The organism is Carboxylicivirga fragile, from assembly GCF_050589805.1.
Taxonomy (GTDB): Bacteria; Bacteroidota; Bacteroidia; order Bacteroidales; family Marinilabiliaceae; genus Carboxylicivirga; species Carboxylicivirga fragile.
On sequence record NZ_JBNGOY010000035.1, the window covers coordinates 19,621 to 31,955 of the forward strand.

10 protein-coding genes are annotated in these 12,335 nt (G+C 37.6%); all 10 read left to right on the forward strand.

The annotated features are described in order from the left end of the window. Positions 1–10 precede the first annotated feature (10 nt). The 10 genes from ACRD7B_RS15355 to ACRD7B_RS15400 all read left to right on the forward strand — a co-directional run bounded on the left by ACRD7B_RS15355 (position 11) and on the right by ACRD7B_RS15400 (position 12,314). Entirely contained in the window at positions 11–730 is a 720-nt protein-coding gene (locus tag ACRD7B_RS15355) for a trypsin-like peptidase domain-containing protein (protein ID WP_430825467.1), read from the forward strand. A gap of 348 nt (positions 731–1,078) precedes the next feature. Beyond that, positions 1,079–1,312 (forward strand): DUF4248 domain-containing protein, encoded by a 234-nt coding sequence (locus ACRD7B_RS15360; protein ID WP_430825468.1) that lies wholly within the window; start codon positions 1,079–1,081, stop codon positions 1,310–1,312. Positions 1,313–1,720: 408 nt separating this feature from the next. Beyond that, entirely contained in the window at positions 1,721–5,068 is a 3,348-nt protein-coding gene (locus ACRD7B_RS15365) for an FISUMP domain-containing protein (protein ID WP_430825470.1), read from the forward strand. Positions 5,069–5,209: 141 nt separating this feature from the next. Next, positions 5,210–7,792 (forward strand): hypothetical protein, encoded by a 2,583-nt coding sequence (locus ACRD7B_RS15370; protein WP_430825471.1) that lies wholly within the window; start codon positions 5,210–5,212, stop codon positions 7,790–7,792. A gap of 24 nt (positions 7,793–7,816) precedes the next feature. Beyond that, positions 7,817–8,464, forward strand: coding sequence for a hypothetical protein (locus tag ACRD7B_RS15375; protein WP_430825472.1), 648 nt, complete (start codon positions 7,817–7,819; stop codon positions 8,462–8,464). 81 nt (positions 8,465–8,545) lie between these two features. Next, a complete protein-coding gene (locus tag ACRD7B_RS15380; RefSeq protein WP_430825473.1) occupies positions 8,546–9,388 on the forward strand; it encodes a hypothetical protein in 843 nt (280 codons plus the stop codon). Between the two features lie 141 nt (positions 9,389–9,529). Further along, entirely contained in the window at positions 9,530–9,916 is a 387-nt protein-coding gene (locus ACRD7B_RS15385; RefSeq protein ID WP_430825474.1) for a hypothetical protein, read from the forward strand. Between the two features lie 17 nt (positions 9,917–9,933). Further along, positions 9,934–10,713: a hypothetical protein gene (locus ACRD7B_RS15390; RefSeq protein WP_430825475.1), complete on the forward strand. Its 780-nt coding sequence runs from the start codon at positions 9,934–9,936 to the stop codon at positions 10,711–10,713. 74 nt (positions 10,714–10,787) lie between these two features. Beyond that, positions 10,788–11,153 carry a hypothetical protein gene (locus tag ACRD7B_RS15395; protein ID WP_430825476.1) on the forward strand — a complete coding sequence of 122 codons (366 nt, stop codon included), beginning with the start codon at positions 10,788–10,790 and terminating at the stop codon, positions 11,151–11,153. Between the two features lie 72 nt (positions 11,154–11,225). Then, on the forward strand, positions 11,226–12,314 hold the full coding sequence (locus ACRD7B_RS15400) for a myosin/kinesin family protein (RefSeq protein WP_430825477.1): 1,089 nt from the start codon (positions 11,226–11,228) through the stop codon (positions 12,312–12,314). The last annotated feature ends 21 nt before the right edge of the window (positions 12,315–12,335 follow it).

Sequence of the window (12,335 nt, forward strand, 5' to 3'; positions counted from 1 at the left end):
ATTGAATTTTATGCTAGTAGCAATTCTAAAAGTAAAAGGTACCGGAATTCTTGAATTTAAAGGAAATGGATTCATTGTAAATAAAAAAGGTCTATTATTATCTGCAGGACATCTATTTAAAGAATCACTAGATATGAAAGATTATTACGCTGCCGTTCCTTCTAGTACGAAAAGGTCCAAACTATATACAATTCGAAAGTATTACTTTGAGCATTTTGATCCATTAAAAGCAGAATCAGAAGATGATTTTAAAAGAAAGAAGTGGCCAAAATACGAAGACCTGTTTATTGGTAGGGTTCTTAAACTCAAACCTGAAAGTCATTTTAAACTTAGAATAAAACGTCCCAAAGCAGATGAAAGGTTAAATTCAAGATGTTTTTTAAGAAGACCTGATATTGAAGAGTTCCCTTTTGAGAATGGCGAAGTTGATTTAAGTTCATTACAAAATGTTACAGAAAGTAACCCTATTAAATCAAGAGAATTCAGTATTGTCAGTGATGAAAGTAATGATTATCAAAAACAACCAGAAAGAATAGAACTAATTAAAAGGTACAATAACACTATGTGGTTAAAGTACCCTAATGGTAAAGGTTCTAGCGGGTCACCAATTTTTAATAATGATGGAGATGTAGTTGGTATTCATCTTAGAGGTGCTAGACCAACAGAGGGGCATTGGAAACATATTTTATGCTCAAAGTATATTAGAAGACAGTGCAGGCACATAAGGTAATTAGTTTACATTTCATTATTTTTTCTATCTTAGCACCTCTAGCTGTCAAGGGTATAATCTCAAAATTATGCCCGTTTTATTTAAATATACTCTACAAATAAGTCTTTACAGGAGGCTTATAGTTGTTTGTACCCAGTCCATAGGTGAAATATGCTTTCAATATTGTCTTCAAAAAAGTAGTTTTTTAAAAAAGCACTCTGCACATACTTGTGAAGACCTCGAAAGCGATTCAGATATTCGAAAAAGCCATCTAAAGGATGACAAGGTACTCTTGATAATGTGTTCAAGCTTGCTTTTTTCAATGGTTTCAGGGCTTATATATGTAGTTTTAAACCTAAACCCTGCGCGATGATTATTCGAAGAACGATACTAAAACAGGACTTGGTGAAAAAATTGTACCCGGATAGCGTTTCAACCAAATCTGCATTGCAACTATTAAGACGAGACATTGATTTATGCCCGAAATTAAAGGAAAGAATTACACAAGCTGGTCATACCAGACGGCATTATTACAATAAACAGCAATTAAGCCTTATCCTAAATCATTTTGGCATTACTCACGAAGAATTTGAAATACTATAAAGCATGATTGAGAACCAGAGAAAATGAATTAGTTCTTAGGACTTACTTTAAATTTATATTATATTAGGTAGGAATTAGTATTCACACACTAATTTCCCGATAAAGTGAAGAAAGGGCTGGTACATTAATTTGTATCAACCCTTTTTTGCTTTTCCAGTAATGCTTAACGCCATGGTTACAAGCTAATGTGCACGCACTTCATTGTTGTCAAGATAGTTTTCATCATAATTCGATAGAAAAGGGCTTATGCTCCATATTTGTAAATTTCTAGAACGCTATTAGGTAATTCGGTATCCAATAGCTTGTAACTAGCAATATAACAATGATATAAGGAAGGTTGAGCATTGACTTTGATTCTAAAGCCTAGTAACTTCGCAGTTATTTCATTTTAACTCTAAAAATGAAGCTATGAAGAAGTTTTACCTTTCCACTGTTGCCACTTTTTTGATATTAAGTTCAATCACAAAAGCTCAGGATATTACTATCAGTTTTTCTGCAGAAGGAGCAACAACGACCTTTGACCAAATTACAGCTACTAATTTATCAACCAACGAAAGTGTGACTTTGGGAGGCACTGATGTTTTAATTTTACACCCCATTGCAACAAATATTCAAACAGCAGAGCAGGATGCAAGAATAAAAATTGTCCCTAATCCCATTAATGGAATCGGGAATCTATATTATTCCAATTACAAAGCACAACTACTGACTGTTCAGGTTTCGGATATTTCGGGCAAAATCATATTGAAGAATGTTAAATACATGGAAGCTGGGAGCATACATTATGAGTTATCAACAGCAAATAAGGGCATTTATTTAGTAAGTGTCATTTCTAGTGAGGGAGTGTTTAGTATTAAATTTGCGCAAAATAGTACTGGAGTAAATCTACTACGCCATATTGGAGTAGATCCCTTGGTTAAATCTGTTTTAAAAGCTTCAAAAGCAGATTACACCTTAAATTACAATGATGGAGATATCATTTCTTATAAAGTCACATCCGGTAATTACACAACTATTATTAATGAAATACCAACAGAAACAAAAACAATTACAGCTCGAATGGTTGAGGCAGTTGATGGTGATGGCAATTATTATACAACAGTAAAAATAGATGAACAATTATGGTTTGGTGAAAATCTTAAAACAACCAAATATAACGATGGTACAGACATTCCTTTGGTTACTGACAATTCAGAATGGAGCGGATTATCAACTCCCGGCTATTGCTGGTACAATAATGATGAATTAAATTATAAAGATCCATATGGAGCTTTGTATAACTGGCACACTGTAGATACAGACAAGTTATGCCCTGATGAATGGTATGTGCCAACGGAAAATGATTGGGATGTTCTAACTAATTATTTAGGAGGAGAATCAATAGCTGGAGGAAAACTGAAAGAACCAGGATTACTTCATTGGAGTGAACCTAACAGGGGAGCAATTAATGAAACATTATTTACTGCAGTAGGGAGTGGATTGCGTAGTAATTATAATGGTAGTTTTGATGGACACGGTATTTATGGGTATTTCTGGTCATCTACAGAAGTTGATGAAGGTGGAGCTAGTTTTCGAGGTCTAATCAATTCATATGGAGATGTGACTAAAAGCAGTAGAGGTAAAAGCAATGGCTTTTCTGTAAGATGCGTACGTGAATACGAAGAAATAGAACAACAAACGATTTATGGCCAAATAGAACTTCCAATTAATATTAATCCAGAAGAAATAAGTATTGTTTCCACGGGAGGAATATGTGGTATTGAATCTGATAATTCTTTTAAAGCAAATGCTACGACAATAAATAAGCAATTCCTATTTGCAGAAAATCAAGAGGGTGAGATGCTTTACGCTTCATTAATTGATGATAGTGATGCAGTGATTAATGCAAATAGTACAGCCAGAACAATGGTAGCATTGATGCCCTGGACTGCGTTTGTGGAACCTGAAAATTTAGGTATACTGCTAGATGAAATATCTTCGTTTCCTGAATATCAGGCATTAGTTAACCAAATACAAACATCAGTTGAAAGTAATACGCCACCTTTGGATAACAACCTGGTAGAGGATGCTTTTTTAACATTAGCCGACAAAATTGTTAATCAAACCACCGCATCAAATGAACTAGCAGAGATAGCTTATTATGTGCCAGAAGTTGATTACTTGGTAGAACCAACAATAACCTATGCAAATGGTGAGTTAATTATTAAAAATGATGGCACAACTACAGCTGCTTGGGGTATTGAAATCATAAATGCGGATGGTTCATTAGTGGATGGTCTTATACTTCCGGGCAATACTGTTCAATTTCCATCCCTTAGTAGTATCTGGGGCTTTCTTTCATCAGGAGATCCAGTAGATGCTGTTTTTGTAGATGCTGAACCTTTAATGATTCCGATATCTAAAGAAGATAAATATGATATAATTTTTAGAAGCCCAACCTGTTCAATTGTATTAGAAGATGAATTAGCAAACCAGGCACTAATGTATAATCTATCACAATTGTATATAGCATTATTTAAAAGCTTTGGCATTGACCTCCTTAAAGATATTGGTTGTTATAAAGCTATTTTTAATACTCTTAATAATGCAATAATTGATGCTGTTCGTGATGATAGCTTTACCGTATCTTTTTTTATGAACAATTTATGTCCTTTAATAATGGCCGAAGTTAATTCAATTGCAGATTGCGATAAAACGTTCAATGGCAATTATATAAAAAAAATATTTAAGTTTATTGATGTCTATTCAAAGGCTGAAACCGTCTTTGTTACAAGTAAATTAGTTGGTGATATGTTAATGCTTAATAACATAGACCTATGTCGCCAGGTATTAAATGATAATATATACCCTTGCTTTTCACTAGTTAAAAATGAAACCATAGACAATCAGCAAGTAGAGGTAGGTGAAGTTATTAAGCTTGATGTTGGTACAGAAGTGGATTTACCGGGTGAGGCTAATAATATTTATCCAACCGGAGCTCATATATTATGGGAGACAAATGAAGTTGGTGGAATATTAAATGCTTCATGGACTCCAGTAGATGGTAATGGAAAAACGGAAGTTGAATATGAACCAACAGAAGCAGGTATTCATAAAATTAAAGCCTATGTTAAAAGTGATAAATTGGTTGATGAAGTCATATATACTGTTGAAGTAACAGGAAACAATTGCGAAGAAACCGGCACTGTTACCGATGCCAGTGGCAATACCTACAAAACCGTAAAAATTGGCACTCAATGGTGGATGGCGGAAAACCTGGCCGTTACCAATGTGCCTTTAGTAACAAATAATGATCAATGGGCAGTTTTAACTACCCCAGCATACTGCTGGTACGATAACGATGCCAGTTATAAGAAACCTTATGGGGCTTTATACAATTGGTATGCTGTGGAATCAGGTAAATTATGCCCTTCCGGTTGGCATGTGCCCAGTGATGCAGATTGGACCATATTAATTGGCTATTTGGGCGGAGCAACTGTTGCAGGTGGCAAGTTAAAAGAAACAGGTACAGCTCATTGGCGTAGTCCTAACATCGGAGCAACCAACGAAACTTGTTTTACAGCCGTTCCGGGTGGTATCCGTCACGTCTCTGGAGGTGCATATATCGGCATTGGAACTGAAGGGTACTGGTGGACGACTACGCAGGACGGAAGCTTTCATGCAATGGATCGATGGATGAGCTATGAATATAGTTTTGTCGGCACTTTCCGCAGAGTTAAGAGGTTTGGTTTTTCTGTTCGTTGCGTGAGGGATTAGATAATGTAATGTCAAATTGACTGGTATATAATTTGAACATTCATATAGAAAACAAAGGCAAAAATGTGGTAATAGTCAATAAAAGCCATTTAATACAAAATCTAACCAAAGCAAACAAAATCCCCACCATAACCCTATCTTATGTTTGCTCCCACTATGGAAGCAAGCACAAAAAAGGTCTTAGGTACATTAGCAATTGCAGCAGTTGTTGGCGGTGGTTTTTACCTGATTAAAAAAGGTAGGAAACTTGTGTCAGGTGCAAAGATGAACTTTGCACTTCTTGGCTTCCGCATTCATAAATTGAATTTACAAGAAGTTCAGTTTGCTGTTAAACTCCGTTGCTACAATCCCACCCAAGTACCCATCACTATAGCCGTAAATCAAGTTGTCGCCAAATACAAAGGTTCGGCTGTTGCTTATTCCACTCCTAACATTAAAGGCTTAACTATTGTAGCAGGCTCAACACAAGAGCCTGAAATCTTATTCCAAGTACCTTATCTGAACCTATTGGGTAAAGGCCTATCAATTGCACTACTCCAAAACACCGCACAGCTTAAAGCCGATTTGAGTTTCACACTGAACTTAAGTGTCAATGGCGAAACTATTACTACCACACAAAATTTAACAACTGGCACAGCCGGTTTTGATACAGGAATTGTAAGTACTTCTAATCAAGCTTACAGCTTACCTGAAAGTTCACAATCATCATTTAAAAGCACTACTACAATGAGCGGATTCGCATTGGGGCAACTTGGTATAGTATCCGGCCCTCGTAATACCCAGGATGGTCGCAAGTATAATAATCTTATAAAAAGAGCCACAGGAACAGAAACTTTCGTCAAGAATGGCAATGTACTGGAAACAGTTGAAAGCTGTATTGAAATAATAGCCGATCATTACAGAGAAGTAGAAGACCTGGCTAAAATGCTTAAAAGTGGATCGCATACTGAGCCAGGCGAAGTAAAAGATACTTGTCGAAACATCTTCAATTTTGCATACAATTACCTACAGTATCAGAAAGATGATGACGGAACAGAACAGCTTCGTACCCCGGCTCGCAGTTGGTTGGATGGTCAGATGAAGTTCAAACAGCAAGGCCTTACATCATCAGGTATCGATTGCGATGACTACAGCATTTTTGTTGGTTCTATATTAAAATGTCTTGGCATTCCTTTTAAACTCCGTATTACCAAGTATGATGGCAAACAGAACTATCAGCATATCTATGTAATAGTCCCTGCTATAGGCGATTCAGAGGATGAAATAGTCATTGACCCAGTATTATCAAAATTCGATTACCAGAAACCATACAGTTTTGAACGATCAGACTTTAATATGGCTCCATTGGAGTTAGCCGGACTTAGCGGTATAAATGGATTAACAGGAACCAGTACTTTGGGCTTACCCATATCTGTTTTGTCAGGCATCGATCTAAGTGGAGGAAGACAAGTACAAGGTGAACATGAAGACCTCATGGCCATTGTATCAGGTTTTGATTTTGAAGAGACAATTAATGGATTAGGTAATGCCGAAGATGCCACTTATCGCTATTTAGTTCGTACCCGTAATTTCCTGTTAAGGAATAAGGATAATAAAGCCAAAATGGCACATATACAAAACCCTGATCAATTCATATCAATGGTTGACCAGGCCATTAAATTCTGGAACACACCCAAACGAGATGCAGTACTAGACAAGCTCTCAACCATCGAAGCCAAACTTGTTGCCAACGGACATATTAAATATGATGCAGATGCCATTGAAGGACTAACGGAAATAGATGATCATGATGAGTCAATAGATGGCTTGAGTGGAGATAGAGGCCTGGGAGGTTTCTTTAAATCACTTAGACGCATTGGTAAAAAGATTGGTAGGGGAATCAAAAAAGCAGGAAAAGCTGTAGCCAAAGTAACCAAGAAAGTTGTCAAAGCAATTATTCGTTTCAACCCTTTATCCATTGCTATTCGAAATGGCTTATTAGCTGCACTTCGATTAAATATGTTTGGCATTTCAAAGAAACTGCAATATGCTTATTTACCAGAACAACTGGCAAACAAATATGGTGTTGATGCCAACAAGTTAAAAGACTTAAAGAAACGACACGGCAGAGTTAGAAAACTATTCAAGGGTTTGCAGGGCAGAGATAAATATCTGAAAAGAGCCATCCTAAAAGGTGCTAAACAAAAAAGTTCTGACTTTACGCTACATGGTATTATTAATGGCCTTAAAGCTTTGGAAGCAATTGGTGAATTAGCCGAGTTGGGAAATTTGGGTGAACCTGCTACAGCGGTATCGATAGGTGCAGCTACAGGCGTATTAGCTAAAATCAAAAGCTGGTTGAAACCCGTAAAAAACATTTTCAATAAGATAAAAAATAAGTTTAAATCCAGAACACAAGCTCAACCGCAGCAGGCTCTTCCTCAGAATATAGTTCAACCAATAGCACCAGTAATACCAAATTATAGCTTCCCACAGATTAATCAAAACATGCCTATGATACCAACGATGACACAACAACCATCGATGAACACGACAATAGCACCAAGCTCTATTAATACAAAGAAAGGCATCAGCAAGGGCGCAAAAATTGGAATCGGAATTGGTGTGGCAGCGCTTATCGGTACCGGAGCCTATTTGATGCTTAGAGATAAGCATGATAAACCAAAAACAAGTACCAAAAAATCAAGCAGAAAAGGATCACTCGGATCAATAACACTTAGTTAATAACAGATTTTAAATTTCATAAAAATGGCAGTACGAAAAACATCAAGAACACCTACTTCAAGTAGGGCACAAAAGATTGACTTTATGAAAGCGACCAACAACATAGGTAAACCCATTGCTGCCGTAGCAGGGTTTGCTGTTGGGAAATATGCTCTCAAAAAGTTTCAAAAAAGTTCAACAGTCACAGGACTAATGGGCACGGACATGAAACAATACCTCATTCCGGCAGTGATAACCATGGGTGGTTTAGTTGGCACCCAGTTTACCAAGAATGAATACATCAGAATTGGTTTGGTAGGTGCTGCAGGTGCAGGCGTGGAAGCAATGGTTAAAAAAGCCACTGGTAAAACCATCCTACAAGGATTGGAAGGTGTTATGGGCGATGATGCTTATACCGACTACGAAGAGGTGGATGGATTACAGACTCTTAATCCGGTAACACAAGCTCTTCCTGCAGCAGATATTGATATTGAGCGTGAGATTGAAGCTTCTGTTTCGGGAGCATCAGATTTCAGTATGAGCGATGAGCCAGTGGGAAGTGCAGCTAGTGACTTTTCCATGTCAGATGAACCAATTGGCTCAGATGATGATGAACAGGTTGGAAAGGTTAAGATCATTGGACCAGACAGCATGGACTATGATATCTTTTCTGGAGATATGATGGAATCCTAAAATGAGTATCGAGATTTACAGAATTGAGTACAGAGACAATTAAATAATAACAAGCTAATTAAGCTACAAAAAGTAAAAATCATGGCAGAGATCAATGAGCAAAATGATTTATACCCTTCAATGGAAGAAGTTGAAGGTTTAGAAGAAGCTTTACTTGACAAAGAAGAGGAAGCATTAGAGAAAGAAGAAGACCAGGATGATGCCACCGAAGGTATTGGTGAACTTGGTCGTAGCAGACGCTGGCGCAGACGTAGAGCACGAAGAGGACGCCGACGTACCAGTCGTAGACGTGCCATTCGCAGGTCGTTTAATGCTGGTTCAAGAAGCACAGCCGTCAAAACAGGTTTAACTAAAAGCCTGACATCCAAAGGTCAGTTTGAATTACGCAGACAACAGCTGCCTGCAGATATTCAAAAAGCCTTGAAAGATGCACGTATGCAAACCGTTGATGCAGCAATCTACACGGTAAAAAGTATCAAGGACAAATCGGATATTGATTTGATGGAAGCATCGGATGATAAAAAGGCTGGTCGTACCAACTTGAACCGTGCCCAATTGGATAGCAGCAAGTATTTCTTGCTTACAGATATTGTTTTGGAGTACGCTCATGGTTCATCAGAAGAGGATAACGACCCGGCAGATTTTGCATTTGGTCAGTTTGCTTTTCCTCCTCAGATTACCAACGGTACGTTTGAAATGACTTTGGGAACTAAGGTAATCTTACCTGAAATATCATGTGCGGTATTCGATGATAGTGATACGACAAAACGTAAGTTTCAGTATAAGTTGGCCAATCCAAAATGGTTAAAACCATCAATGGATATCACACCAAAATTGAACATGCCAAAGTCAGTGGCAGGTGATAAGGTTTTCAATCCAGCCGTGAAGATTACGCTATTGGGAACAATGACAGAGAAAGCCTAGGTAAGTTATTTAGCCCATCTTAAGTAGAGAGTAAAACCATACTAACAAGAGGCTTATTATAGATGCGCTAAATAACGCAATCCATACATGTAAAGGGGCGGTATAGCTATCGCCCCTTTACCTTTAAAACATCCCTATACAATGGAAGAACAAAATACCACTATTAAGAAACTGCAAGTCGTAAAATTCGAGGTTAAAAAAGGTGATACTTTTGAATTTAATGGCAATACTAAAACAGAACATGACCGTATTAAAGGCATCTTCTTACGCCTTTCGAATCAGCAAGCTTTGCAAGGAGCAACGCTTCGGGTTTGGATTGATGACACCGAAATAATACCTGATGATACCGAGGTGGCTCTACTACACCACAGCGATGACATGAGTATTAAAGATGTAGCCTTCCCGGTTAATGAAAAAGCCAAGAATAGTCCTATTCGTATCATTTACAAAGACAATAGTGAAAACCTGGCAGTAGCTGATAGCTACGATGTACGAGTGTACCTGCTTGCTGATGTAGAGCCTAAATAACATTCAACTCCCGAATAATGAAAAGATACTTTGTAATAACCCACCAATCTGAGGGTAATGGCCACCTGAATGTTCAGGACTTACTACCAGCTTCATGTAAGCTTATTACTGGCATTGCTGTAAATGCAATAGCTAAGCAAGATGCTATGGTGGAAGATGTCCTTGGAGAACTTTCCTTTCCTCAAGCCTTAATCACCGATTTACTGTTGGATGATAAGATAGCTGACTTATTCTACTCTTACCTGCGTACGCGTACCAACCAGATTGATAGTCGTTCTTTTTTTGAAAGTAATATCCTTCCAGAGATTGTTAAGGTACTGAGTAATAATATAGTTTTTCCATGCTTGAATACACAGCAGCAACAAGCGCTAAATGATAGTATCATCAAGCTGTTCAATGAGCAATTCACAGATTATATCTACAACGAGGCAGGGCTTTTTGATAAAGCACAAGGAATGAATGATCTCGATTTTACAGACTTTATTGCACAGCAAACACTCATATTTTTCTATTCTCACAGAAAGGAAATCTTCAAGCGAACGATTCAAGTGTATAATCAGCCACAGTCATATGAATGTGGTAATATCAGCTTATTGGTAAATGGTAACAGTTTCTTGCTTCGTGATCATATGGTAACGGCTAATCGTAAGGTTCGACACATGAGCAAAGAAGTAATCCCTTTCCATGAACCACTTGATGTTAACAGCAATGTTCATACGATTTTCAAGAGCAACAAGAATAGTGATACTCATTTGCTAACCATCAGAATCTATATCCAATATGAAACGAGTAAATAGTCATTGCTTATTTGTGAGTGAGCGATTCATGCGAGTTCCATTGAATGCTGTTGAAAATCTAAAATTTTAATAAGATGAACACGAGTGAGTTATTACACACCATCGCCAAAGACCGTGTTGCCGGGATGCGAACCATTGATAGCTATCAATTGAAACCTACGGTTATAAGTGTTAGCAATGCTGATATGTCCATTGATTTGAAAAACGACATGTGGATTCTAAATACAAGAGGATTGCCTGCAACAATTGAGGAACTAGAATTGGTAAGTAGCGATAATGTATTTACAGCTTCACCCCAGGAATATGACTTTATGGATGAATACCGTTATCAGGTTTTTACCGATTATATCGATATTAAAACCGCTGCGCAAGACTTCACTCCATATAGACTAGAGTTTGTAAAAATAATCCCTCACAGGAACCCACACAGTGGGAGTTAATAATGAAGCAATAAGACACAATGATTTACAAGCTGTAAATAACCTTGATACCCACTACTTGATACTAAAGACATGTTAGATTACAAAGAACAAATACAAAGCATATACGATTTTTTAAAGCGTTCCGAGGTAGAGCAGAAATACCCATACGCCTATGAAATATACCTGCTTACCGGAGCCGATGAAACAGCTTTAACTTCAAGAACCTCTGGAACGGCTAAATTCAATCAGGACATTGAGAGTGCCATTGAAAAAGCAAAACAATCTCACTCAATGGTGCGAGTGAGTGTATTTGGTGGCAAGAGCCCCAATGCTCGAAGCTTAAACAACTACACAATTAACGTTAGTGGACTGTTGAATCCAACCCAAAAACCTATAGAGAAAGCCGAGATTCAAACCATTATTAAAGAAGAAATGAAGCAGCACCAAACACAAGGTAACACCAACGGTTTGGGAGAGATTGAAGGCTTACTCGGGCTTTTTACTGGAGAAAATGAACAAGCTAGAAGTAAGGTCGAAGGCCTGTTTGGTTTGTTCAATGCACTATCGGGTAACAACAAGGAAGTTGAACGAATTAACTATCAAAAGCAACTGGATGATTTCAAGTTCGAGACGCGCCATACCATGCTACAAGAAAAGTTGGAAAAGCTAAGCAGTGAGAATGCAGAGCTTCGAGTGGATAGAGAACGCTTTGTAAATGAAAACAAAGAACTAAAAAATGAGAAATCAGAATTGGAGAGCCGACTAGCTGGTTATGCTCCCAATGAAATAATGAAGCGTGTGGCGGTGGGTGTTATATCAGGTATAGGTGGAAAAATACTCAGTAACTCTCCCAAAACAGCAGAATTATTAGGGCTTAGTCCGGATGAATTAAAAGGAGCTTTGGGTATCGTTGATGATGACCTTGGTGAAGAACAGCAAATTATACCGGATGCCAATGTAGAGATAAATGAAGTTGGTACGCCACAGACTCCCGAAGACAAAAAGAAGGTAGCTATCATCAAGAATCTTTCAGATGCTTTATCCACTTGGGATTTGCAAGAGGTAGCCAAGATTGCCAACATCGTTGGTTTATGTATGGATAAAGCAGAACTGATCAATGAAACATTGGCATTTCTGAGTCAGTCTATTCAAGAATCACAATCAGAAGAAGCCAATTAAAATTAGATAAGATTAAAAATA

What these genes read in the sequence shown, in the direction of transcription:
- ACRD7B_RS15355 (WP_430825467.1), top strand. Translation starts at nt 11, where the DNA reads ATGCTAGTAGCAATTCTAAAAGTAAAAGGTACCGGAATTCTTGAATTT.
- ACRD7B_RS15360 (WP_430825468.1), top strand. Translation starts at nt 1,079, where the DNA reads ATGATTATTCGAAGAACGATACTAAAACAGGACTTGGTGAAAAAATTG.
- ACRD7B_RS15365 (WP_430825470.1), top strand. Translation starts at nt 1,721, where the DNA reads ATGAAGAAGTTTTACCTTTCCACTGTTGCCACTTTTTTGATATTAAGT.
- ACRD7B_RS15370 (WP_430825471.1), top strand. Translation starts at nt 5,210, where the DNA reads ATGTTTGCTCCCACTATGGAAGCAAGCACAAAAAAGGTCTTAGGTACA.
- ACRD7B_RS15375 (WP_430825472.1), top strand. Translation starts at nt 7,817, where the DNA reads ATGGCAGTACGAAAAACATCAAGAACACCTACTTCAAGTAGGGCACAA.
- ACRD7B_RS15380 (WP_430825473.1), top strand. Translation starts at nt 8,546, where the DNA reads ATGGCAGAGATCAATGAGCAAAATGATTTATACCCTTCAATGGAAGAA.
- ACRD7B_RS15385 (WP_430825474.1), top strand. Translation starts at nt 9,530, where the DNA reads ATGGAAGAACAAAATACCACTATTAAGAAACTGCAAGTCGTAAAATTC.
- ACRD7B_RS15390 (WP_430825475.1), top strand. Translation starts at nt 9,934, where the DNA reads ATGAAAAGATACTTTGTAATAACCCACCAATCTGAGGGTAATGGCCAC.
- ACRD7B_RS15395 (WP_430825476.1), top strand. Translation starts at nt 10,788, where the DNA reads ATGAACACGAGTGAGTTATTACACACCATCGCCAAAGACCGTGTTGCC.
- ACRD7B_RS15400 (WP_430825477.1), top strand. Translation starts at nt 11,226, where the DNA reads ATGTTAGATTACAAAGAACAAATACAAAGCATATACGATTTTTTAAAG.